The organism is Tritonibacter litoralis, from assembly GCF_009496005.1.
In the GTDB taxonomy this organism is placed as follows: Bacteria; Pseudomonadota; Alphaproteobacteria; order Rhodobacterales; family Rhodobacteraceae; genus Epibacterium; species Epibacterium litoralis.
Genome location: NZ_WIBF01000010.1, coordinates 1 through 22,815 on the forward strand (window position 1 = coordinate 1; position 22,815 = coordinate 22,815).

19 protein-coding genes are annotated in these 22,815 nt (G+C 58.4%); 12 read left to right on the forward strand and 7 right to left on the reverse strand.

The window, feature by feature from the left end; translation table 11 throughout:
• Positions 1–182 precede the first annotated feature (182 nt).
• Positions 183–632 (reverse strand): RrF2 family transcriptional regulator, encoded by a 450-nt coding sequence (locus tag GFB49_RS14755; protein ID WP_153216698.1) that lies wholly within the window; start codon positions 630–632, stop codon positions 183–185.
• Positions 633–725: 93 nt separating this feature from the next.
• Here GFB49_RS14755 and GFB49_RS14760 point away from each other — a divergent pair, with 93 nt between their 5' ends.
• A complete protein-coding gene (locus GFB49_RS14760) occupies positions 726–1,292 on the forward strand; it encodes a gamma-glutamylcyclotransferase family protein (protein ID WP_153216699.1) in 567 nt (188 codons plus the stop codon).
• Positions 1,293–1,362: 70 nt separating this feature from the next.
• Here GFB49_RS14760 and gltX read toward each other — a convergent pair whose 3' ends face one another.
• A complete protein-coding gene (gene gltX / locus GFB49_RS14765) occupies positions 1,363–2,688 on the reverse strand; it encodes a glutamate--tRNA ligase (protein ID WP_153216700.1) in 1,326 nt (441 codons plus the stop codon).
• Between the two features lie 288 nt (positions 2,689–2,976).
• Here gltX and GFB49_RS14770 point away from each other — a divergent pair, with 288 nt between their 5' ends.
• On the forward strand, positions 2,977–3,909 hold the full coding sequence (locus GFB49_RS14770; RefSeq protein ID WP_153216701.1) for an MBL fold metallo-hydrolase: 933 nt from the start codon (positions 2,977–2,979) through the stop codon (positions 3,907–3,909).
• Between the two features lie 180 nt (positions 3,910–4,089).
• Here the strand turns inward: GFB49_RS14770 and GFB49_RS14775 are convergent, their stop codons facing one another.
• Positions 4,090–5,748 carry an NAD+ synthase gene (locus GFB49_RS14775; protein ID WP_153216702.1) on the reverse strand — a complete coding sequence of 553 codons (1,659 nt, stop codon included), beginning with the start codon at positions 5,746–5,748 and terminating at the stop codon, positions 4,090–4,092.
• A gap of 169 nt (positions 5,749–5,917) precedes the next feature.
• Here GFB49_RS14775 and GFB49_RS14780 point away from each other — a divergent pair, with 169 nt between their 5' ends.
• Positions 5,918–7,360, forward strand: coding sequence for an MORN repeat-containing protein (locus GFB49_RS14780; protein ID WP_153216703.1), 1,443 nt, complete (start codon positions 5,918–5,920; stop codon positions 7,358–7,360).
• A gap of 73 nt (positions 7,361–7,433) precedes the next feature.
• Here the strand turns inward: GFB49_RS14780 and GFB49_RS14785 are convergent, their stop codons facing one another.
• A complete protein-coding gene (locus GFB49_RS14785; protein ID WP_153216704.1) occupies positions 7,434–8,096 on the reverse strand; it encodes a pyridoxamine 5'-phosphate oxidase family protein in 663 nt (220 codons plus the stop codon).
• Between the two features lie 96 nt (positions 8,097–8,192).
• Here GFB49_RS14785 and pdxR point away from each other — a divergent pair, with 96 nt between their 5' ends.
• Together pdxR and GFB49_RS14795 are read left to right on the forward strand one after the other, a co-directional pair.
• The gene (gene pdxR / locus GFB49_RS14790) at positions 8,193–9,590 is read left to right on the forward strand and encodes a MocR-like pyridoxine biosynthesis transcription factor PdxR (protein ID WP_153216705.1); all 1,398 of its coding nucleotides are present in this window, start codon (positions 8,193–8,195) and stop codon (positions 9,588–9,590) included.
• Between the two features lie 210 nt (positions 9,591–9,800).
• Positions 9,801–11,375 carry a 2-isopropylmalate synthase gene (locus GFB49_RS14795; protein ID WP_153216706.1) on the forward strand — a complete coding sequence of 525 codons (1,575 nt, stop codon included), beginning with the start codon at positions 9,801–9,803 and terminating at the stop codon, positions 11,373–11,375.
• Positions 11,376–11,703: 328 nt separating this feature from the next.
• On the opposite strand, the gene GFB49_RS14800 is transcribed toward GFB49_RS14795, so the two are convergent.
• Entirely contained in the window at positions 11,704–12,489 is a 786-nt protein-coding gene (locus GFB49_RS14800) for a 23S rRNA (adenine(2030)-N(6))-methyltransferase RlmJ (RefSeq protein ID WP_153216707.1), read from the reverse strand.
• A gap of 257 nt (positions 12,490–12,746) precedes the next feature.
• On the opposite strand from GFB49_RS14800, the gene GFB49_RS14805 reads away from it, so the two are divergent.
• The 5 genes from GFB49_RS14805 to rodA are packed head-to-tail and all read left to right on the forward strand — an operon-like array spanning position 12,747 to position 18,393.
• Entirely contained in the window at positions 12,747–13,793 is a 1,047-nt protein-coding gene (locus tag GFB49_RS14805; RefSeq protein WP_153216708.1) for a rod shape-determining protein, read from the forward strand.
• A 53-nt stretch (positions 13,794–13,846) separates the two neighbouring features.
• Positions 13,847–14,779: a rod shape-determining protein MreC gene (gene mreC / locus GFB49_RS14810; RefSeq protein WP_343032595.1), complete on the forward strand. Its 933-nt coding sequence runs from the start codon at positions 13,847–13,849 to the stop codon at positions 14,777–14,779.
• On the forward strand, positions 14,772–15,308 hold the full coding sequence (locus tag GFB49_RS14815) for a rod shape-determining protein MreD (RefSeq protein ID WP_153216710.1): 537 nt from the start codon (positions 14,772–14,774) through the stop codon (positions 15,306–15,308). Before mreC ends, GFB49_RS14815 begins: the two co-directional genes overlap by 8 nt.
• Positions 15,308–17,257, forward strand: a complete 1,950-nt coding sequence (gene mrdA, locus GFB49_RS14820) for a penicillin-binding protein 2 (protein WP_153216711.1) — start codon at positions 15,308–15,310, stop codon at positions 17,255–17,257. Before GFB49_RS14815 ends, mrdA begins: the two co-directional genes overlap by 1 nt.
• Positions 17,254–18,393 (forward strand): rod shape-determining protein RodA, encoded by a 1,140-nt coding sequence (rodA, locus tag GFB49_RS14825; protein ID WP_153216712.1) that lies wholly within the window; start codon positions 17,254–17,256, stop codon positions 18,391–18,393. The genes mrdA and rodA overlap by 4 nt, the downstream gene beginning before the upstream one ends.
• Here rodA and GFB49_RS14830 read toward each other — a convergent pair.
• Entirely contained in the window at positions 18,390–19,220 is an 831-nt protein-coding gene (locus GFB49_RS14830) for a LysR family transcriptional regulator (protein WP_153216713.1), read from the reverse strand. The two genes, rodA and GFB49_RS14830, sit on opposite strands and share 4 nt — an antisense overlap.
• A gap of 90 nt (positions 19,221–19,310) precedes the next feature.
• On the opposite strand from GFB49_RS14830, the gene GFB49_RS14835 reads away from it, so the two are divergent.
• Together GFB49_RS14835 and GFB49_RS14840 are read left to right on the forward strand one after the other, a co-directional pair.
• Positions 19,311–19,721: a VOC family protein gene (locus GFB49_RS14835; RefSeq protein WP_153216714.1), complete on the forward strand. Its 411-nt coding sequence runs from the start codon at positions 19,311–19,313 to the stop codon at positions 19,719–19,721.
• Complete coding sequence (locus GFB49_RS14840) at positions 19,718–20,644, forward strand: 2-hydroxyacid dehydrogenase (RefSeq protein ID WP_153216715.1); 927 nt, start codon at positions 19,718–19,720, stop codon at positions 20,642–20,644. Before GFB49_RS14835 ends, GFB49_RS14840 begins: the two co-directional genes overlap by 4 nt.
• Positions 20,645–20,763: 119 nt before the next feature.
• Here the strand turns inward: GFB49_RS14840 and GFB49_RS14845 are convergent, their stop codons facing one another.
• Positions 20,764–22,779, reverse strand: a complete 2,016-nt coding sequence (locus GFB49_RS14845) for a M3 family metallopeptidase (RefSeq protein ID WP_153216716.1) — start codon at positions 22,777–22,779, stop codon at positions 20,764–20,766.
• Positions 22,780–22,815: the final 36 nt, after the last annotated feature.

Here is a 22,815-nt window from a genome sequence, read left to right on the forward strand (position 1 = left end):
TAAGATAAAATAACAAACACACTTATCCACAAAACAAACCAAACAAACTCCAAATCAAACAATCAAAACGAGTCGGGAAAACATAAACACCGACTCGTTTTTACGAGTCGGTGTCGAAAACCGCAGGATTACCACTGGCGGCGGAGATGAGACCGCAAGGTGGCCTGCGTATACAGTAGGACTTAGGCGCGGACGCAGGCCGCGGGGCGCATAGCATCCATCATATCGACAGGATCACAGACCAGTGCATCCAGAGTAACTTCATCCAGGGCATGAAAGAACGCTTGGGCCGCATCTGACAGCGCGGTGCGCAGGCGGCACACGTTCAGTTGCGGGCACGTATCATCACCGTCACCAAAACATTCAACGATCGGCACCGGGCCTTCAACCTGACGAAACACATCACCCACACGGATCTCGGACGCGGGGCGCGCAAGGGCGATACCACCGCGGCGGCCACGATGGGTGTTGAGGAAACCCAGCTGGCTAAGCTGATTGATTACCTGAGCCAGGTGATTTTCCGAAATCTTGCAGCGGTCCGCGATTTCGGATTTGGTCACAAGACGATCGCTGTTGGCCGCACAATACATCAGCAACCGGACAGCAATATTGGTTCGTTTGGTAATACGCATAAGACATCTCCGGATAAATTCAGATGTCGAAGGGTTGCACAGTGCGGCAAAGACCGGTTTGACATACATCAATCTGATTTGGAGAAAACGAGAATGCAGAGCCCCTATTTTTTTGGCTATGGCAGTTTGGTGAATGTTGCGACCCACACTTATGTCGATCCACGGCCTGCACGGCTGTCCGGGTGGCGGCGGGCTTGGGTTCAGACGGATGTCCACCCGCTTGCATTTTTGAGCGCGGTTCCGGACGAGGCGTCGGTTATTTCTGGACTGGTGGCCTCGGTCCCTGGGGCAGATTGGGCGGCGTTGGATCTGCGGGAAACCGGGTATGATCGCCTGCCCGCGGCCGACCAGGTGGACCACGACCTGCCCGCGGAAACCGACGTTCAGGTTTATTCAGTGCCCAAGGCGACCCATATCACAGCGGAACCTCCCCTGCCCGTTTTGCTCAGCTACCTGGACGTTGTGGTGCAAGGCTATCTGCAGGTCTTTGGGGAAGAAGGTGTCGCCGGATTCTTTGACACCACCGACAGCTGGGATCGTCCGTTTGTAGATGACCGTACGGCACCCAGATATCCGCGTGCGCAGGTTCTGGATGCAAAAGAAACCGCACTGGTCGATCACTGGCTGGCAAAAACCGCCGCGATCCGGGTCGAGGTCTAAGTGGCGAGTTGATCAAAAACAAAAAGGCGCGCTCAGATCGCGCGCCTTTGTCCTTTGCGGTAAACAAACGTTAGCCGCGAGCGCGGACAACTTGCATCAGAGGCAGCAACGCGCCCATGTCGGGGCCGCGTTCCATGCCCGTGACAGCCTTGCGTAATGGCATAAACAGGCCTTTGCCCTTGCGACCGGTTGCGTCCTTGACGGCCGTGGTCCAGGCCTTCCAGCTTGTGCTGTCATATGGCCCCTCAGGCAGTAGCGTCATGGCCTGGGCCACAAACTCCTGATCCTCATCCGCAATCAAAGGCTCCGCACCCTCTTGGCACAGGCTCCACCACTGCGCCAGATCCCCCAATGTGGTGATGTTTTCCCGAGCCACATCCCAGAACGCCGGTTGGGTCTGGGCTGGAACGCCAAGCGCATCGAGCTCTGATTTCACATCTTCCGCCGATTGCGCCTGCAAATAGCGCGCCGTCAGCGGGAAGACATCCTGCACGTCAAACTTGGTTGGTGCGGTTCCAAAACGAGAGACATCAAAGCCTTCGATTAGTTCAGCCATATCCGTGCGCAGCTCCACCGGATCGGATGAACCAAGGCGCGCCATCAAGGACAGAAGCGCCATCGGCTGCACGCCCTGTTCGCGCAGATCACGCAACGCCAAAGTGCCGAGCCGTTTGGACAATGCCTCGCCCTGCGGGCCGGTCAACAGCGAATGGTGTGCAAACTCGGGATGATCAAAGCCCAGCGCTTCCATAATCTGGATCTGGGTCGCCGTATTGGTCACATGGTCCGAGCCGCGCACCACATGGGTCACACCCATGTCCGTGTCATCTACCACAGAGGCCAGCGTATAAAGGAACTGACCGTCACCACGGATCAGAACCGGATCCGACACCGAGGCCGCATCGATGGACGTGTCCCCACCAATGCCATCGGTCCAGTTGATCCGCGCATGGTTAAGCTTGAACCGCCAGACGCCATCACCGCGTTCCGCACGCAACGCGTCCTTTTCCGCGTCCGACAGCGCCAGCGCCGCGCGGTCATACACCGGCGGTTTGCCCATGTTCAGCTGTTTCTTGCGTTTCAGATCCAGCTCGGTTGGAGTTTCAAACGCCTCATAAAACCGACCAGCCGCGCGCAATTTGTCGGCGGCGTCGACATACATATCCAGACGCTCTGACTGACGTTCAATCCGATCCCAAGTCAGACCCAACCATTCAAGATCCTGCTTGATGGCATCAACATATTCTTCTTTTGACCGTTCCGGGTCGGTGTCATCAATCCGCAGGATGAAGGTGCCGCCTGCCTTGCGGGCAATCAGATAGTTCATCAGCGCGGTGCGCAGGTTGCCCACATGGATATAGCCGGTGGGCGACGGAGCAAATCGGGTGGTGGTCATCAAGCATCTCCTGTTGCGATTTGCTCTGTCATATGCGGGCCCGTTTGTCCAGTTGAGCAAGGCCGCGCGCTTGCCCAAGCGCCCTCTGGGCGCTGCCTCCGGCTGACGTATTTGGAAAAAGATGAAATTGGGGCCGCAAAAACGAGATTTCTGGGCAGGAGGTGTTTCACAGCAGCCGTCGCGTTTTCGTTGCAAACCTCACGCGCTCGTCATTACCATTTAATCGCCCTGACGTGAAAAACGCCTAGGTTAAAGGCGTTCGACTGCCCAATGGAATGAGGTTCCACCATGTCTTTCAAGTTTTCCCGCCGCGCAGCCCTTGGTGCTGCAGCCGCACTGCCCCTGTCGCTGACGGCGCGCCCGCTTCTGGCGAAGGGCAGCGTCACCCCGGCCAACAGCACAAAGGCCCGCAGCTTTGCAATTGGCAAATTTGTTGTCACCACACTGTTGGATGGGTCGGTTCTACGTGAAGATGCCCGCCAGATTTTTAGCGAAAGCACAACCGAAGAAGAATTCAATGCCGTGTCGGCAGCGAACTTCATCTCTCCAGAACAGGCGCAGTTCTATTTCACGCCGACCCTGGTGGACACCGGCGCAGAGCTGGTTCTGTTTGATACAGGCCTTGGCAATGGCGGCATCCAAGCGGGCCTGGCAGAGGTCGGCGTTACCCCAGATCAAATCGATGTTGTTGTCATCACCCATATGCATCCAGACCACATTGGCGGGTTGATGAGCAATGGCGCCGTTACCTTTCCCAATGCACGTTACGTGACTGCGGCGGCGGAATATGACTTCTGGTCCGGCTTTGACGAGACGCACCGCGTCGGAGGCTTGGTCAAGAAAAACGTGACGCCGCTGGCAGAAAAGACAACCTTTATCAAAGACGGCGAAGCCGTTGTCTCTGGCATCACGGCCATTTCGGCAGCGGGCCACACGCCGGGTCACACGATCTACATGTTGGAAAGCGACGGCCAGCAGCTGCTGCTGACCGCGGATATGGCGAACCACTATGTTTGGGCGTTCCAGAACCCCGAATGGTCGATCGTGTTTGATGGCGACAAGGAACAAGCGGCCAAAACCCGCCGTAAGAACCTGGATATGCTCGCAACAGACAAGATCCCGATGATCGGCTACCACATGCCGTTCCCGGGCATGGGTTTTGTTGAGACACGCGGATCGGGCTTTCGCTTTGTTCCGGTCAGCTATCAGTTTTCGCTTTAAGCGTAACTGCGAAAGGGGAGAGGCTCCCGCGCCCTCGGCCCCTTCCCGCCCTATCGGGCGGGCACGGACCTCACGCTTGGGGGTGGCGCCGCGCACAGCGCGGCGCCACCCCCAACGGGCACAGGTTTGCCTGCAAACCGAAGCCGGGCGGGAGAGCTTGCTTGATCCTGGAGGGGTCGTCTATTGAGGTGAGCGCCAGCGGTTCACAATTGGGTAGCGCCGGTCCAACCAGAATGCCCTTGGCGTGAGCCGGGCTCCGGGTGCGGATTGGAACCGTTTGTATTCGCTGATGAAGACCAGATGTTCGACTCGCTTAGCCTCTGCTGAATCAAATCCAGCCGCTACGCAATCCGCAACAGAGCCGTCCTGATCCACCAAAATGTCCAGTATCGCATCCAACACTGGATAATCAGGCAAGCTGTCGCTGTCTTTTTGGTCCTCACGTAGTTCCGCTGACGGCGGCTTGTCGATCACATTGGCGCGGATCACCTCACCGGCGGGTCCCATCATCCAGCTGCGATGATGAGCATTGCGCCAGCGGCAGGTTTCAAACACGCGGGTTTTATAGAGATCCTTGATCGGGTTATAGCCCCCGTTCATATCGCCATAAATCGTGGCATATCCAACTGCGACCTCGGATTTATTTCCTGTGGTCAGTAGCATCTCTCCGAACTTGTTGGACATTGCCATCAACAGCAATCCACGCAGGCGGGATTGGATGTTTTCTTCGGTCAGATCCGCATCACGCCCTGCAAAAAATGGTGCCAGCGTATTGGTTATCGCATCCCGCCCGTCTGAGATCGGGACATAATCATAGTGAACGCCCAGCGCCTTGGCGACGGCCTCGGCATCCGCGAGAGATTCGGCCGAGGTGTATTCAGATGGCAGCATCACACAGCGGACGTTTTCAGCACCGATGGCATCAACTGCAATGGCCGCAACCAGCGCCGAATCCACGCCGCCAGATAACCCCAGCAGAACTTTGCCAAATCCGCTTTTGCGCAGGTAATCACGGAGCGCTTCAACCATCACCCGGTAATCCTGCTCCCAGGCATCCGGCAGATGGGCTTTCTCGCCTTCAACCGCACGCCAGCCGTCCGGGCCGCGCTCCAGATCCAGCTGTGTCACCGCCTCATCAAACACCGGCATCTGCAGGGCCAAAGCGCCACCGGGGTTCAGCACAAAACTGCCACCATCAAAGACCTGATCATCCTGCCCACCAACCATATTCAGGTAGATCACCGGCAAACCCGTTTCGACGCAACGGGCGACCATATGGTTCTGGCGCACTTCCATTTTATCGCGATAGTAGGGTGAGCCATTGGGGATCAGCAGGAACTCGGCCCCGGTTTCCTCCAGCGTTTCCGCCACATCCACGTGCCACCCGTCTTCACAAATTGGCGAGCCCACACGGGTGTCCCCCACAACATAAGGGCCTCCGAGCGGTCCTGCGTCAAAGATGCGAACCTCGTCAAACACGGTCTCATTAGGAAGGTGATGCTTCAACACGCGGCTGGCGACCTTCCCCCCTTTGAGGATCAGATAGGCGTTGAAAAGCTTGCCGTCTTCAGCCCAGGGACAGCCGATGGCCAATGCAGGTCCATCGGCACAGCGGACTGCCAGATCCTCGGCTGCGGCCATTGCAGCATGGTGAAACGCCGGTTTCATCACCAGATCCTGTGCATTGTAGCCAGTCAGGAACATTTCCGGCAGCGCCACCAGATCCGCCGCAGCGCTGCGACCTTCTTCCCAGGCGGCAAACGCCTTGGCCGCATTGCCCGCAATATCACCCACGGTCGGGTTGAGCTGCGCCAGTGTTATGCGAAACCGATCAGCCATGTCTGTCCTACATCTTTTGGTCGTTCTCTTTGCCATTTATCAGATCATCCGCCTAAGGAAAGCCTCGAGCGCAAAAGAGATTGCGACAACGCGACGGCTGGCATAGTTTTTGCCCAAGCATTGAAGGCGACCAGAACGGTTGCCCCCCAGAAGGCAGGCAGAGGTTAATATGATCCGCTTTGGCACTTTCACCGCACTCACGACCGTGCTGACTTTGACCACGGCTGCTTGGGCGCAGGACAGCCAGCCGATCACCACCCAGGATGAGATCGGCGGAATCTATGAAGGCGCGTTCAAAGGCGGGCTGCAACATGGGATCGGCACTTATACGTTGCCCAATGGCTATGAATACTCTGGCGAATGGGTCGAAGGCGAAATTCAAGGCAACGGTGTCGCCCGCTTCCCCAACGGGTCGATCTATGAAGGGGAATTTGCCAAAGGCAAACCCGAGGGCCTTGGCAAGATCACCTTTGCCGACGGCGGCACCTATGAAGGTGAATGGCTGGACGGGGAGATCAACGGACAAGGCATCGCGATCTATGCCAATGGCATGCGCTACGAAGGTGCCTTTGCTGCGGGCAAACACCATGGTCAGGGCACCATGACAAACCCGGATGGGTATCAATATGCGGGCAACTGGGTGGAAGGGCACAAGGAAGGCAAGGGCAAGATCCTGCAAGCCAATGGTGCCACCTATGAAGGCGACATCCGCGATGGGAAGCTGGATGGTTTTGGCAAGCTGACTCTGCCAGATGGGTTGGTTTACGAGGGCGAATGGTTGAACGACCAGATGCACGGCCAAGGCAAGCTGACACTCCCCAATGGCGACATCTACGAAGGCCCGCTGGTCGCGGGACGCCGTCAGGGGAATGGCAAGCTGAGCTATGCGGATGGCTCGTCCTATCAAGGCGCATTTGAAGATGACCTGCGCCATGGCCAGGGCACATTTACCGGCACGGATGGGTATACCTATACGGGTGCATGGTCTGGTGGTCAGATCGAAGGCCAGGGCAGAGTCACCTACCCCGATGGATCGGTCTATGAAGGCGCGTTCCGCGCGGACCTGCCGGATGGTGAGGGCAAGGTAACCTACCCCGATGGGTCGTCTTATGAGGGCAACTGGATCGCGGGCGTGATCGAGGGCGAAGGCACCTCGACCTATCCCAATGGTGTTGTCTATGTCGGCACTTTCAAAAACGCCAAACACCACGGCCAAGGCGTGATGACCTATACAGACGGCTACCGTTATGAGGGCGGTTGGGACAACAACCTGCGTCAGGGCGAGGCGGTTGTGACCTATGCGGACGGCTCGGTTTACACCGGTGGGTTTGAGGCCGGGCAACGCCAGGGTTCCGGTAAAATCGTGATGGTTGACGGCTTCAGCTATGAGGGTCACTGGGAACAGGGCAAGATCACGGGCAAAGGCATCGCGCGCTATGCCAATGGCGACATCTACGAAGGTGGGTTTTTGAACGGCAAACGTCAGGGCCCCGGTGTGATCCGTTATGCCAGCGGTCAGGAAAAAGCAGGCCAGTGGGAAAACGGTGCGCTGGTTGTGGATCCGACCGAGACGGTTGAGGACGAAACCACAACCGAGGCGGCCAGCGAATAACGCAAGCCCAGTTGGATAAAACGCCAATGCGCCCGTCAATCATCATTGGCGGGCGCATTGTTGTTCAGTTGCTTTACCCCAGCTTGATGCGGCTCAGGTGATCGGGCTGGGGCACATCTAAGCGGGTTTCGGCGTCATCGATTGGCGGCATCAGGTTCATTTCGATCGGCACCACACCCGCCCAGATCGGCAGCTCATAGTCTTCCTCATCATCTTTAGGGCCGCCGCTGCGGATCTTTGCGGCCCCTTCGGTGATCGGCATACGCATGACCCATGTCGCCTTGAACTCTTGATCCGTCATCGGCCGCAAGGTCTCCCAACGGCCAGGAAACAACGCGTCAAACATCCGCTCCAAACTGGTTGCCGCGTGATCCCCCTCGACCCGCTCGGCCTCACCAAACAACATAACCGAGCGGAAATTCACCGAGTGGTGCATGGCTGAACGCGCCAACACATAGCCATCCAGGCAAGACACCGACAGGCAGACTGACTTTCCCTCCATCGCGCGCAGGGCCCGGCTGGCCGCAGAACCATGCCAATAGACATAATCCCCCTCGCGCCACTGAAGGGTGGGCAAAATCGAAGGCGCGCCATCGATTTCATAAGCAATATGGCACATGGGCATTGCTGCCAGAACCTGATCAATCGCTGCGCGATCATAATGACCACGTTCATGCGAACGCCGCAGGCGGCTGCGGTTGGTTTTCAGCGGGGCTTGGTCGGTGGATTGGGACATAGGCATCTACTTCATTCAAATTACGACTTACGCTTGACCTAAAGGTGATGCGGTCCTTTCATAAGATCCAGTTCTGATATAAATGAGCATACCAATATGATCGATCTCTCCACGCTCATAAAACCCGACGATCCAAAACCGATCTATGTGCAGCTGGTCGAGGGGCTGAGGCATGCGATTACCCAAGGGCGGCTGGCCGTAGGGACCCGCCTGCCAGCTTCGCGCACATTGGCGCATGATCTTGGCGTGTCGCGCAGCACCGTGATCCAAAGCTATGACCAGTTGGTGGCCGAAGGCTACATTGCCTCGCGCCCCGGCTCTGGCGTCTTTGTGGAAGATATTACGCCCTTGGCCGCTGTCCCCGCCCCCATCGCGCCACTTGCAACTTCACAAGCCCCTCACTCCTATACATCAGGTATGCTACGGCCAGGTGAGCCGGATCCAGCGCTGTTTCCCACGGGTGTTTGGGCGCGGACAATTGCGCGGGTGTCGCGGTCGACGCCCGAGGCGTTGTGTATTCTCAATGATCCTTTTGGCGATGATATGTTGCGGGCCGAGATCGCGAACTACCTACATCGCTGGCGCGGCATGACCTGCACGCCCGATCAGATCCTTGTCACCTCTGGCGCGCGCGAAGCCTTGGAGCTGGGCCTGGATCTTGTCATCGATGGACAAGACATCGGCTTGGAAAGCCCCGGTTTCTCCCCCCTGCACCGGTTTGCGGCGGTGCGCCATTGGCCCGTGCGCTGGCTGACACCCGGCCAACACGGTCCCGAACTTCCAAGGGATCTGGCCAAGGTCACTGTATTGACACCCTCACATCAGTTTCCATTGGGCGGCACCCTCCCCATTGCACAAAGGCAAGCGTTTTTAGCGCAGGCACAGGCCCAGGACGCCTGGATCATCGAGGATGATTTTGACAGTGAGTTTCGCTATGCCGGGCAGCCGGTGCCCGCGATGGCAGGGTTGGATCAGACCGGGCGATGCCTTTACGTCGGGACCTTCTCTAAAACATTCTCCCACGCAATCCGCCTTGGATATCTGGTGCTGCCGCCCGCCTTGGTCCCACACATGCGGCAACGTTTTGTGCATCCCAGCGCCGGGGCCAGTGTGACCGCCCAACGCCCGCTGGCGCATTTCATGGCCGACGGGCAATACGACAAACACATCCGCCGCGCGCGCCGCCACTATGGCGAGCGATATGAGGCGGCCGTTACCGCCCTTGCCAACTGGCCCAAGGTCTGGGGGCGGTTTCGACACCACCGTGCCGGCATGCAGATCGCGTTTCACCTGGCAGAAGGCATTGATGACACCCAGATTTGTGCGACCGCGGCCAGCGAGGGTTTTGCAGTCCAACCTCTGTCCTCAAACACCCCCGTCGGCGCAGCGCAGGGGCTTTTAATCGGCTTTTGCCGCACTCAGCCTCAAGACATCGCCCCGCAGATCGCGCAACTGGGCCAACATATCAGCGCCACACAGACCCGTGCGTTTTGACCCTTTTCATTTTGTGCGACGCCTGTATAAATCGCCCTATGACCGTTCGCGCACATATCACCCAAGCCGACACCGCCCTGTGCGGTGCGCTAGCGCGCGACCTACTGCTCCTAATCCGCCTCTGAGCGTGCCATTTGGCGCGCCCGCTCAGAGGGTTTGGATTGCGCGCCAGAAATGGATTTAGGACAGAGACACAGAAAGCTTACCGACATGACCACTGCATCTGACAAAGATCGCGTATTGATCTTCGACACCACTCTGCGTGACGGCGAACAAAGCCCTGGCGCAACCATGACCCACGACGAGAAGCTGGAGATCGCTGAGCTTCTGGACGATATGGGCGTGGATATTATCGAAGCCGGTTTCCCAATTGCCTCCGAAGGCGACTTCCGCGCGGTGTCCGAGATTGCGGAACGCTCAAAGAACGCCACCATCTGCGGTCTGGCACGTGCCAACTTCAAAGACATCGACCGCTGCGCCGAAGCGGTGCGCAAATCGGCCCGCCCGCGCATTCACACTTTTATCGGCACCTCGCCCCTGCACCGCGCCATCCCGAACCTGACGATGGATGAGATGGCCGACAAAATCCATGAAACCGTGTCCCACGCCCGCAATCTGGTGGACAATGTCCAATGGTCCCCGATGGATGCGACTCGGACCGAGTGGGATTACCTGTGCCGCGTGATCGAGATCGCGATCAAAGCCGGTGCCACCACCATCAACATCCCTGACACCGTGGGCTATACCGCACCGGTGGAAAGCGCCGACCTGATCAAACGGTTGATCGAGACCGTACCGGGCGCCGACGATGTGATCTTTGCCACCCACTGCCACAATGACCTCGGCATGGCGACCGCCAATGCGCTGGCCGCGGTGGCGGGCGGGGCGCGTCAGATCGAATGCACCATCAACGGTCTGGGCGAACGCGCTGGCAACACCGCGCTGGAAGAGGTTGTGATGGCCCTCAAGGTGCGCAATGACATCATGCCCTTCCACACCGGGATCGACACCCAGAAGATCATGCATATCTCGCGCCGTGTTTCGACCGTCTCTGGTTTTGTGGTCCAGCCGAACAAAGCGATTGTCGGCAAGAACGCCTTTGCCCATGAAAGCGGCATCCACCAGGACGGCATGCTGAAGAACAAGGAAACCTTTGAAATCATGCGCCCCGAAGATGTGGGCCTGTCGGGCACATCGCTGCCGCTGGGCAAACATTCTGGCCGGGCTGCGCTGCGCGACAAGCTCAGCCAGCTGGGGTATGAGATCGGTGACAACCAGTTGAAGGACCTGTTTGTCCGTTTCAAAGAGCTGGCGGATCGCAAGAAAGAAGTGCTGGACGATGACATCGTTGCCCTGATGCGCGTCAGTGAGAACGCTGAAGAAGATCATCTGCAATTGGTCTCGATGAAAGTTGTCTGCGGCACCGGCGGCCCAGCCGAAGCCACGGTTGAGATGGAAGTGGACGGCGCAGACATCACTGCAACATCGGAAGGCGATGGTCCGGTAGATGCAACGTTCAAGGCAATCCGCAAAATCCACCCGAACACCGCACGCCTGCAGCTTTATCAGGTGCATGCGGTCACAGCGGGCACCGATGCGCAAGCCACGGTGACGGTACGACTCGAAGAAGAGGGCAATATCGCCACCGGCGAAAGCGCCAATACAGATACGGTGGTGGCCTCGGCCAAAGCCTATATCCACGCGCTGAACCGTTTGATCGTACGCCGGGGTAAAATGGGAGAAGGCGCCGACGCGCGCGAGATCTCTTATAAAGACGTGCACTGACGCTTCGTAACGACTGCACGCAAAACCAAAGGGCGGTCTGGTCTGAACCAGTTCGCCCTTTTTTGCGGCGCGGCGCTGCGCACGTTGGAAAGACAAGCCCTCCCGCCCCCGCAGCTGCTCTGGCTGCGCCAGAACCGCTTGGCGGCGTTGGGCCGAGCGCTGCTGGCGCAGCGCGGTCGGCGTTCAACTGGACCGATGCGTCGGAACGCCAACCGCAGCGCACCGCAGGTGCGCTGCCACGCCCAAAGCTTTGTCAGAGGTCTTTGACCTCTAGCCAAGGCGCGGGAGCACCGCGTTTCAGCTCATGCCGCCATAACAGAGACTTGCCTCAGAGCTGGCGAAACCTGTCGGAAAGCTTTGCGCTTTCCTCTTCGATCCCATAGGGCGCGTTCACGACAAACATGCCGGATCCAATCATACGGTGCCCTTCGCGTGCGGCCGGGAACGTTACTTCGTGGCAAAACGTCCCGGGCAAATTCTGATGTTTCAGCGCGTTGATCATGGGTCTGTGCAGACCCTCGCGCAGGATTGGATACCAAAGCGCGATCACGCCCACATTCCACTTGCGGTGCAGTTTCGCAATGATCCCCGGCAGGCGCGCGTATTCGGTTTTAATCTCATAGCTCGGGTCAATCAAAAGCATCCCCCGACGGGGTGTCGGTGGCGCTAGCGACAGTGCCAGCTCATAGCCGTCCTGTTTGTGGACTTTGGCCCCGCGCCCCTTCAGCGCTTGACGCAGGGCTGTGTTTTCCTGCGGATGCAGCTCTGCAAAATGTAGGCTGTCTTGGGCCCGCAGCAGCGACGCCGCAATCAAGGGAGAGCCAGGATAGGCCTGCGCTCCATGATCTTGGCGCAACTTGGCCACCACATCCATCAGCGGGTGATCCGCGGGCAAAATACCCTCTGAGACAAAGCGCTCGACCCCCGCAGCGGCCTCACCGGTTTTTACCGCTTCGGGCGCATCCAAATGATACAGCCCGCGCCCCGCATGGGTTTCCATATAGGTCAACGGTTTGTCTTTTTGGGTCAGATACGTCAGCATCCAGGCCAGCAGCGCATGTTTCTGCACATCCGCCAGATTGCCCGCGTGATAGATATGTTGATAGGAAAGCATATCCCCCTCTACCGCGAAGCGACACATGAAGAAATGGCAAACTGCGGATCTTTTGCGCGAATCTTGCGCCGGGTTTGCGTAGATATGCGCCGCCTATCTCCTTTGACGCCAAGTCTTTTCTTGCCCACCAGCGAAAAGGCGCTGTTCCTGCGTATTCCAGTCTTTCGCGCGATGCCTGCGCTGCTTATAAGATCATAACGCCCTCCCACTTCAAGGGAGTCGGCATTTGATTGCAGCACTTACAGGATCCCGACTATATGGCGCTCTTCGGAAATCTAGGCGGTCTGTTCACTTCGGACATGGCCATCGACCTTGGCACCGCAAATACCCTTGTTTATGTCAAAGGGCGCGGCGTGATCCTGTCGGAGCCTTCCGTTGTGGCCTATCATGTCAAAGACGGCGTAAAGAAGGTGTTGGCCGTGGGTGAGGACGCCAAGCTGATGCTGGGCCGAACCCCCGGGTCCATCGAGGCGATCCGCCCGATGCGCGAAGGTGTGATTGCGGATTTTGACACTGCGGAAGAGATGATCAAACACTTCATCCGCAAGGTGCACAAACGCTCGACCTTCTCAAAGCCCAAGATTATCGTCTGCGTGCCCCATGGCGCCACCCCGGTTGAGAAACGCGCAATCCGTCAATCTGTTCTGTCGGCGGGCGCCCGTCGGGCCGGTTTGATCGCAGAACCCATTGCCGCAGCCATCGGGGCTGGCATGCCCATCACCGACCCAACTGGTAACATGGTGGTCGATATTGGTGGTGGTACAACCGAAGTTGCGGTTCTGTCGCTGGGTGACATTGTTTATGCACGCTCGGTCCGGGTCGGTGGTGACCGTATGGACGAAGCGATTATTTCTTATCTGCGACGCCAGCAGAACCTCTTGGTGGGTGAAGCCACGGCTGAACGGGTTAAAACCTCGATTGGTACGGCGCGGATGCCAGATGATGGCCGCGGCCAGTCCATGCAAATCCGTGGGCGTGACCTGTTGAACGGCGTTCCTAAAGAAATCGAAATCAGCCAGGCCCAAGTGGCCGAGGCGCTGGCGGAACCAGTACAACAAATCTGCGAAGCAGTAATGACCGCGCTGGAAACAACTCCGCCAGATCTGGCCGCTGATATCGTGGACCGCGGCGTAATGTTGACCGGCGGCGGTGCGCTGCTGGGGGATCTGGATCTGGCGCTGCGTGAACAGACCGGTCTGGCGGTGTCCATCGCGGATGAAAGCCTGAACTGTGTGGCGCTTGGCACCGGCAAGGCGCTGGAGTTTGAAAAGCAACTGGCGCATGCCATTGACTATGACAGCTGAGGCCCTGGCCCGCGTCTTCTGACCGGGCTGGACCACTCCCGAAAGGAACCCCCGTGTCCCGAGACCGGACTCAGCGTGAAGATTTTACAACCCCGCTGCGTCGCCTGCTGATTGGGGTTTTATGTTTGTGCCTGGCCGCAGTGTTTCTGGTCTGGCGTATCGACAACCCGCGCGTTGAACGGTTCCGCGCGCAGGTCATTGACCGTTTTGTGCCCAATTTGGACTGGGCTATGGCACCGGTCACGGGAACGATCAACCTGCTGCGCGATTTTCAAAGCTATCAACGACTGGCCGAGCAGAACCAGGAACTGCGGTCTGAGCTGCGCCAGATGCGCGCCTGGAAAGAGGCCGCATTGCAGTTGGAGCAGGAAAACGCCCGGCTATTGGATCTGAACAACGTTCGCCTGGACCCCCGGCTGACCTATATCACCGGTGTGGTTATGGCCGACAGCGGTTCACCGTTTCGTCAGTCCGTGTTGCTGAACGTGGGATCACGTGACGGCATTCAGGACGGCTGGGCGGCGATGGATGGGATTGGTCTGGTGGGGCGGATCTCCGGCACTGGGCGCAACACCGCACGGGTCATTTTGCTGACGGATACCGCAATGGCAGTGCCGGCCACCATCCAGCCGTCGGGCCAAACTGCATTGGTCACCGGCGACAATACAGCCGCGCCGGTTCTGAACTTCCTTGAAAACCCGGACCTTGTGCGCCCTGGTGACCGGGTGATCAGCTCGGGCGATGGCAGCGTGTTTCCGGCGGGGCTTTTGATTGGTCAGGTCGCCTTGGACCCTTCTGGACGTCTTCGGGTGCGCCTGTCGGCCGATTATGAGCGGTTGGAATTCCTGCGGGTGCTGCGCCATCACGGGACCGAGGTGATCACCGATCCCGGCGGGCTGGTGGTGCCTGATCCGGGCGCAACCACACCGCGCGAACGCCCCCAAAACCTAGAGGATCTGGCCCAAAGCGGAGCAGACAATGGGTAGCGGTCAACGCGCCAAAATCTGGTTGATGCGGGCAAATTTCGCGCTGATCGCGCTGGTGATTATGTTTTTCCAACTGCTGCCGCTGGAAACGCTGCCTCGCAAATGGGCACCGCCTGATATCATTATGGGCTTTGCCTTTGCTTGGTCTCTAAGACGCCCGGACTATGTGCCGGCGCTTCTTTTGGCGGTTATTCTGTTGCTCACAGACCTCCTGTTCCAACGCCCACCGGGCTTGCTGGCGCTGCTGGTTGTATTGGCCTGCGAGGTTCTGAAATCGCGTGTCCTCTCTCAACGTGAAACCACATTTGCCGCCGAATGGTTCGAAGTCGCCCTGGCCGTTGCCGCCGTCACCGCGCTGGATCGCATTATTTTGAACCTTACCGGCGTTGCACAGGCGGCTTTGACGCTGACATTGATCCAGATGATCATGACAATTGCCGCTTATCCGATTCTGGCTGTGATCAGCCAAAGCATATTTGGTGTACGCAAACTCACTCCGGTCGAAGCAGATGCCATAGGGGCCCGCTGATGAAACGCAATCCACAGGAACAAAACGGTGCGCATCGGACGTTCTCTCGTCGGGCTTTGTTGCTGGGCGGCGCGCAGCTGGCCTTTGCCGGTGGTCTGGCCATGCGCATGCGGTATCTGCAGGTTGAACAGGCCGACCAATTCCGGCTTTTGGCCGAGGAAAACCGGATCAAGTTTCAGCTGATCCCGCCCGCCCGTGGGGAAATCTTTGACCGCAATGGCATGATCCTCGCACGGAACACGCCATCATATCGGATCAATATTGTCCCCGAAGACGCAGGCGACGTGGAAAAAGTGATTCATGATCTGGGTCTGCTTATTGATCTGGATCCGGATGATCTGGAACGTGCACGGACTGAAATGCGGCGCAACCGAAATGCGCCCTTCCGTCCGATCACCTTGGCAGATCAGATCAATTGGGAGGACATCTCCAAAGTTGCGGTCAACGCCCCGGCCCTGCCTGGGATTTCCCCAGAGATCGGCCTGTTGCGCAGCTATCCGATGATGAACAGCCTCGCCCATGTTGTGGGCTATGTCGGTCCCGTCTCGGACTACGACCTCAGCCAGCTTGAAGACCCGGAACCGATCCTCAAGGAACCGCGTTTCCAGATCGGCAAGGTGGGTTTTGAGGCCAAACGTGAGGAAACACTGCGTGGCAAGGCGGGCACCAAACAGGTTGAGGTGAACGCGGCCGGGCGCGTGATGCGAGAGCTGAGCCGCCGGGAGGGGGAAGCCGGCGCGGATATGCAGCTGACAATTGACGCAGAGCTGCAAAGCTATGTTCAGGCGCGATTGGGCCGCGAAAGCGCCAGCGCCGTGGTGATCGACTGTGAGAACGGAGATTTGGCGGCGATCTGTTCAGCGCCAAGTTTCGACCCGAACCTTTTTGTGCGCGGCATCTCTGTGGCCGACTACCGCTTCCTGACAGAGGACAACTATCGCCCGCTGGCGAATAAAACCGTACAGGGCACATATCCCCCCGGTTCGACCTTTAAAATGGTGGTGGCTATGGCCGCGCTTGAGGCTGGGTTGATCGGCACCGATGACACTGTTTGGTGCCCCGGTCACCTGGAGGTTGCTGGCCGCCGATTCCACTGCTGGAAACGGGCGGGTCACGGGCATGTGGATCTAAACGGCTCGCTCAAAGGCTCCTGCGACATTTATTACTATGATCTCGCGCTCAAGGTCGGAATCGACAAGATTTCAGAGATGGCACAACGGTTTGGCCTTGGCACTCGCCACGACCTGCCGATGTCTGCAGTGGCTGCGGGGCTGGCACCCAACAAAGCCTGGAAAGAACGTGTGCACCAGCAGGATTGGCGCGTTGGCGACACGGTGAACGCATCCATCGGCCAGGGCTATATGCTGGCCTCTCCGCTGCAGCTTGCAATCATGTCCGCGCGGCTTGCCACCGGTCGGTCTGTGACACCGCGTCTGATCAAATCCATTGATGGGATCGAACAGCCCTCGGGCGCGGGCGAATCCATGGGGCTGAACGAAAACAACCTGCGCGTCGTGCGCAAAGGGATGTATTCCGTCAGCAACGAGCGCCGCGGCACAGCCTATCGCAATCGGATCGTGTCTGAAGGCATGCGCATGGCCGGCAAAACCGGCACCAGCCAGGTCCGCAATATCACCGCCGCAGAACGCGCCGCAGGCGTGATCCGCAACGAAGACCTGCCCTGGGAGCGCCGGGACCACGCGTTGTTTGTGTGTTTTGCCCCTTATGACAATCCCAAATACGCCGTCTCTGTTGTGGTTGAACACGGCGGGGGTGGCTCCAAAGCCGCAGCCCCGATTGCGCGCGATGTTCTGCTTCAGGCGCTTTATGGTGGCACCCCGCCGTTGGATGCCTACCCCAAAGGGGACCGGAGCCGGATCAAAGCCCAACAGGAACGACTGGCGCGCGACATCCAAAAAGCGCGCCACCCAGAGAGTGATCAAGCATGAGCTATCTCGCCTATCACGCCAAGACGACCCCAAGCGGCCTGCGCAAGATCCTGTATCTGAACTGGCCGCTCGTCTTGTTGCTGGGCACCGTGGCCAGCGTCGGCTTCCTGATGCTCTACTCGGTTGCCGGGGGGGATTTCTCCCCCTGGGTTGAACCGCAATTTAAACGGTTTCTGCTTGGCATCGGCGTCATGCTCTTTGTCGCCATGGTGCCGATCTGGTTCTGGCGCAATGTCTCGGTGGTGGCCTATCTTGGCTCCTTTGCTCTGTTGCTGGCGGTTGAGTTCTTCGGCACGGTCGGCATGGGCGCGCAACGGTGGATCGACATCGGTTTCATGCGACTACAGCCCTCAGAACTGATGAAGATCACATTGGTCATGTTATTGGCCGCCTATTACGATTGGCTTCCACAAGACCGCACATCACGTCCGTTTTGGATTCTGCTGCCGGTGGCCATGATCCTGATCCCAACCGCGCTGGTTCTGAAACAGCCCGATCTTGGGACCTCGATCCTATTGATGGCCTCAGGCGGAGGTGTGATGTTCCTGGCGGGGGTGCATTGGGGCTATTTCGCCGCTGTAATTTCGGCCGGTGTGGGTCTGGTTGCTGCCGTTTTCCAAAGCCGGGGAACCGATTGGCAGCTGCTCAAAGACTATCAGTTCCGCCGCATTGATACCTTCCTTGACCCATCCCAAGACCCGCTAGGCGCCGGCTATCACATCACCCAGTCTAAAATCGCGCTCGGCTCTGGGGGCTGGTCTGGCCGTGGTTTTATGCAGGGAACCCAGTCCCGTCTGAACTTCCTGCCCGAGAAACACACGGATTTTATCTTTACCACACTTGCAGAAGAGTTCGGTTTTATCGGCGGCTTTACCCTGCTCAGTATCTATATGCTGATCATCGTCTTTTGCGTCGCAGCCGCAATTGCAACCAAGGATCGATTCTCTTCCCTGGTGACCATGGGGATTGCGCTGACGTTCTTCCTTTTCTTCGCCGTGAACATGTCGATGGTCATGGGGCTTGCGCCCGTTGTAGGGGTCCCTTTGCCGATGGTGTCTTACGGTGGCTCCGCGATGCTGGTTCTGCTTGCGGCCTTTGGACTGGTGCAAAGCGCCAATATCCACCGTCCCCGTTAGGTCTGCAAAACACCCTCGCACAGCAGTGCGATCAATTTGCTGTCGGCATCCCGCTGGTGACACAACACGCCCAACGGGCGCATATGCCCAGCATATGGCGTAAAACAGATGCTGGCGTGGCGCGCCAAACCCCGCCACTGGGGCAAGACCGCCTGTGCAGCACCTTCTGCAACCAGTTGCGCAATCACCTCCAGCGCGTCCATCTCCGCCAGAATCTCCGGTTCGGCTGTCAATTCCTCCAGCAACGCCCAGCATTGCGCGCCGCCCCAGGCTTCGCGGCTGTATACCAGATACGGAAGATCAGACCGCGCATCCGCAGGACGCAAGACACCTATGGGCTGCTGCACGATCTCAAAAAAGGCAAAGGCCTTGGGTATCACAAAGGGCGGCGCAACCAGCAAGGCCGCATCAATCACGTCCTGTTCCAGGGCCTCATACAGCGACTGCGAGGTTCCGGGAACCAGCTGCACAGCCAGATCCGGGGCTTCCGCGTTCATGTGGCGCAACAGAGGCCCTGCGTAATCCCACATCGCAGTGGATACCGCGCCCAACCGCAAGCGACCGGACAGAACCGCTCCCCGCAGCGTGTTCTGCAACTGCGTCGTCTCGCGCAGAATCTGACGCACCTGCGGCAGAACATTGCGACAGGCCTCGGTGGGCTGCACCACACGCCCTGCCCGGCGCAGCAATTCGACCCCCATTTCACCTTCCAGCGCCGTGACACGCTGTGCAATTGCCGAAGCCGTAACATGCTCCCGCCGCGCCGCCGCTGCAAAAGACCCTTCCTCGACCACTGCGACAAGGCTGGAGAGAAACCGCGTATCCATAGAAAACCTTGTGTCTGACCGCAGAAAAACAAGCTACCCTTCTGCATCCTATCCGCATAGATCTGTCAGCAACAGAGACAGGAGCCGCGCATGAGCATTTTTCACCTCGCCTATCACGTCGACGATCTGGCCGCAGCGCGCCAGTTTTACGGCGACCTTCTTGGCTGTGCCGAGGGGCGCAGCACCGACACTTGGGTTGATTTCAACTTCTTTGGGCACCAGATCTCGCTCCACCTTGGACCCGTTTTCGCCACGGCAAATACCGGCAAAGTTGGCGCTCATATGGTGCCGATGCCGCATCTCGGCGTGATCCTACGCCAGGCCGAGTGGCACGCGTTGGCGGATCGTTTGACGGCCGCAAACCTCGCCTTTACGATCGCGCCAACAACACGTTTCGCCGGTGAACCCGGCGAACAAAGCACCATGTTCTTTCACGACCCCGCAGGCAACCCAATCGAAATCAAAGGGTTCCGCGACATGGCCGGAGTATTTGCCACATGATCAACGTCGAATTTGCCGCAGGCGCACACCGCTTGGAAAACTATGCAAAGCCATTGCAGCGCGCTTTTGACCAAGCCGGATTGGATGTGGACCTGCGCATCGGCCACAGACCTCAGGATGTGGACTACATCATCTATGCTCCAGGCTCCGACCTGCAGGATTTCACACCCTATTCCCGCGCCAAAGCCGTCCTCAATCTCTGGGCTGGCGTCGAACGTATTGTTGGCAATGAAACCCTCACCATGCCGCTCTGCCGCATGGTGGATCCCGGTCTTACGACGGCGATGGTGGAATGGGTTTGCGGCCACAGCCTGCGGTATCACCTTGATATTGACCGCTGCCTTGCGACCCAAAACCGATGGGAGCCTTTCCTGCCCCCTCTGGCCTGTGAACGCCCTGTCACGGTGCTGGGTCTTGGTGAACTTGGCCAGGCCTGTGCCACGGCTTTGTCGGCCCTGGGGTTCCCTGTCAGCGGCTGGTCCCGCAGCCCACGCGATGTCGCAGGTGTCACCTGTCATTCAGGTGCAGAGGGGCTCAAAGATGCGCTCAGTCGCGCACAGATCCTGGTGCTGTTGCTGCCAGACACCCCTGCCACGCAGAACCTGCTGAACGTGGAAACACTCAGCTGGCTGCCGCATGGGGCGCGGATCCTGAACCCTGGCCGCGGCCCTTTGATCGATGACGATGCCTTGCTTACAGCGCTAGATACAGGCCAGATTGCCCAGGCCACATTGGATGTGTTTCGCGTGGAACCTTTGCCCCTGGGACACCCGTATTGGACACACCCAAAAGTCACGGTCACACCGCATATTGCTGCGGAAACACGCCCCCTGACCGCGTCGCAGGTTGTGGCCGAAAACATCCGCCGTGGCGAAGATGGCGCGGAGTTCCTCTATCAGGTGGACCGCAGCGCCGGATATTGACAGGAAACGGGGGCACACGGCCCCCGCTTTCATCTTTTCAAAAATACTTCCGCCGGAGGCACCTGTGTTTTGCACATCGCAAAACACAAAAACCTGCATTTGCCGCAAGGCAAATTCCGTTACCCCGCGGCCAGACCTCGCCCTTTGAGCAGCGCATCCACACCCGGTAAACGCCCGCGGAAATTGGTATAAAGCTCTTTGGGATCCACCGACCCGCCAGTGGACAGAATATGCGTCTCCAATGCACGGGCACGATCCGGGTCAAAGGCGCCGCCCGCTTCCTCAAAGGCTTCAAACGCATCTGCATCCATCACCTCGGACCACATATAACTGTAGTATCCTGAGCTATAGCCGTCGCCTGCAAATACATGGGCGAAATGTGGTGTGGCGTGGCGCATTGTTATCGCGGCGGGCATTCCGATCTCGTCCAGAACCGCAGCCTGTTTTGCCATTGGATCAGCAGGTGCAGGACCATCATGAAAGGCAAGATCCACCAAGGCAGAGGCCACATATTCTACGGTCTGGAACCCCATGTCATAGGTTGCAGCCCCCAAAACCCGTTGCAACAGATCCTGAGGCATGGCCTCGCCGGTCTCCGCATGCGTTGCAAATTTCTGCAAGACCTCCGGCACCTCCAGCCAATGCTCATAAAGCTGGCTTGGCAGTTCCACAAAGTCGCGCGCCACCGAGGTGCCCGAGATGCTCTCATACGTCACATCCGACAACATCTGATGCAGCGCGTGGCCAAACTCATGAAACAAGGTGCGCGCATCATCCCAGCTCAGAAGCGCCGGTGCGCCCTTGGCAAAATTGCAGACGTTGATCACAATTGGAGCCTGCATATCCGGAAACTTGGCCTGGCTGCGCATGGCCGAACACCAGGCACCGGATCGTTTCGAGCCACGTGCAAAGTAATCACCAATAAAGACCGCCACATGTTCGCCGCCGCGCGTCACTTCCCAGGCGCGGCAATCCGGGTGATACAGCGGCACATCCAACCGAGCGAATTCCAATCCAAACAAGCGGTTCGCACAGTCAAAGGAGGCCTCGATCATGCGGTCCAGCTGCAGGTAAGGTTTCAACTCCGCCTCATCCAGATCATGCTCCTGGGCGCGGCGTTTTTCCGCGTAGTAGCGCCAATCCCAAGGCTCCAGCGGGCCATTGATCCCATCGTCCTGCATCATCTTTGTCAGATGCTCTGCATCCTGATCTGCCTGCGCCTTGGCTGGGGTCCAGACATCCATCAACAAGCCACGCACGGCCTCTGGCGTTTCTGCCATTTCTGTTTCCAGCTTGTAAGCGGCAAAGCTGGCATAGCCGAGCAGTTTCGCACGCTCTTCGCGCAAGGACAGGATCTCAGCCGCGATGGCACGATTGTCCGTTTCACCACCGTTTGCACCACGTGCCGCCCAAGCTTCAAAAGCCGTCTTGCGCAGATCCCGTCGCGGTGAAAACTGCAGGAACGGCGTAATGATCGAACGCGCCAGCGTCACAACCGGGCCTGCGGCCCCTTTCTCCTCACCCGCTGCGCGGGCCGCCGCAATCACAAAGTCTGGCAGCCCTTCCAGATCGTCTTCTGAAAGCTCCATAAACCAGTCGCGTTCATCCGCCAGCAGGTTCTGAGTAAAATTGGTGCCCAATGTGGCCAGTCGCGATTTGATCTCTTGCATGCGGGTGTCCTCTGCGCCTTCAAGAGCTGCGCCACCGCGCACAAACCCGCGATGGGTCAGCATCAGAACCCGCGCTTGTTCGTCGGTCAGATACAAACCGTCACGCTGATCCCAAACGTCTTTGACCCGCGCATAAAGCGCCTTATTCGCGGTGATCGCGGAAAAATGCGCCGCAAGCTTAGGGGAAAACGCCCGCTGCAACGCTTCACGCGCAGGATTGCTGTCCGCTCCGGCAACGGTGAAGAACACGGATAGAACCTGCTCCAATGCCACACAAGGCGTCTCGAGCGCTTCAATCACATTGGCAAAGCTTGGCGCGTCGGGATTCTCTGCGATCGCTGCAATCTGTGCGTTATGCGCCGTCAGAGCCGCATCCAGGGCTGGCGCAAAATCATCATCGGAAATCTCTGAAAACGGGGCGAGGCCAAAGGGCGTGGACCAAGTCGCCAAAAGCGGGTTCGTCATGGGTAAATCTCCTTTGAAGAGCAGGCTAGCGGGATG

What these genes read in the sequence shown, in the direction of transcription:
- gltX (WP_153216700.1), bottom strand. Translation starts at nt 2,688, where the DNA reads ATGACCACCACCCGATTTGCTCCGTCGCCCACCGGCTATATCCATGTG.
- GFB49_RS14785 (WP_153216704.1), bottom strand. Translation starts at nt 8,096, where the DNA reads ATGTCCCAATCCACCGACCAAGCCCCGCTGAAAACCAACCGCAGCCGC.
- pdxR (WP_153216705.1), top strand. Translation starts at nt 8,193, where the DNA reads ATGATCGATCTCTCCACGCTCATAAAACCCGACGATCCAAAACCGATC.
- GFB49_RS14805 (WP_153216708.1), top strand. Translation starts at nt 12,747, where the DNA reads ATGGCGCTCTTCGGAAATCTAGGCGGTCTGTTCACTTCGGACATGGCC.
- GFB49_RS14800 (WP_153216707.1), bottom strand. Translation starts at nt 12,489, where the DNA reads ATGCTTTCCTATCAACATATCTATCACGCGGGCAATCTGGCGGATGTG.
- GFB49_RS14780 (WP_153216703.1), top strand. Translation starts at nt 5,918, where the DNA reads ATGATCCGCTTTGGCACTTTCACCGCACTCACGACCGTGCTGACTTTG.
- GFB49_RS14770 (WP_153216701.1), top strand. Translation starts at nt 2,977, where the DNA reads ATGTCTTTCAAGTTTTCCCGCCGCGCAGCCCTTGGTGCTGCAGCCGCA.
- GFB49_RS14840 (WP_153216715.1), top strand. Translation starts at nt 19,718, where the DNA reads ATGATCAACGTCGAATTTGCCGCAGGCGCACACCGCTTGGAAAACTAT.
- GFB49_RS14830 (WP_153216713.1), bottom strand. Translation starts at nt 19,220, where the DNA reads ATGGATACGCGGTTTCTCTCCAGCCTTGTCGCAGTGGTCGAGGAAGGG.
- GFB49_RS14815 (WP_153216710.1), top strand. Translation starts at nt 14,772, where the DNA reads ATGGGTAGCGGTCAACGCGCCAAAATCTGGTTGATGCGGGCAAATTTC.
- GFB49_RS14795 (WP_153216706.1), top strand. Translation starts at nt 9,801, where the DNA reads ATGACCACTGCATCTGACAAAGATCGCGTATTGATCTTCGACACCACT.
- GFB49_RS14845 (WP_153216716.1), bottom strand. Translation starts at nt 22,779, where the DNA reads ATGACGAACCCGCTTTTGGCGACTTGGTCCACGCCCTTTGGCCTCGCC.
- rodA (WP_153216712.1), top strand. Translation starts at nt 17,254, where the DNA reads ATGAGCTATCTCGCCTATCACGCCAAGACGACCCCAAGCGGCCTGCGC.
- GFB49_RS14835 (WP_153216714.1), top strand. Translation starts at nt 19,311, where the DNA reads ATGAGCATTTTTCACCTCGCCTATCACGTCGACGATCTGGCCGCAGCG.
- GFB49_RS14775 (WP_153216702.1), bottom strand. Translation starts at nt 5,748, where the DNA reads ATGGCTGATCGGTTTCGCATAACACTGGCGCAGCTCAACCCGACCGTG.
- GFB49_RS14760 (WP_153216699.1), top strand. Translation starts at nt 726, where the DNA reads ATGCAGAGCCCCTATTTTTTTGGCTATGGCAGTTTGGTGAATGTTGCG.
- GFB49_RS14755 (WP_153216698.1), bottom strand. Translation starts at nt 632, where the DNA reads ATGCGTATTACCAAACGAACCAATATTGCTGTCCGGTTGCTGATGTAT.
- mrdA (WP_153216711.1), top strand. Translation starts at nt 15,308, where the DNA reads ATGAAACGCAATCCACAGGAACAAAACGGTGCGCATCGGACGTTCTCT.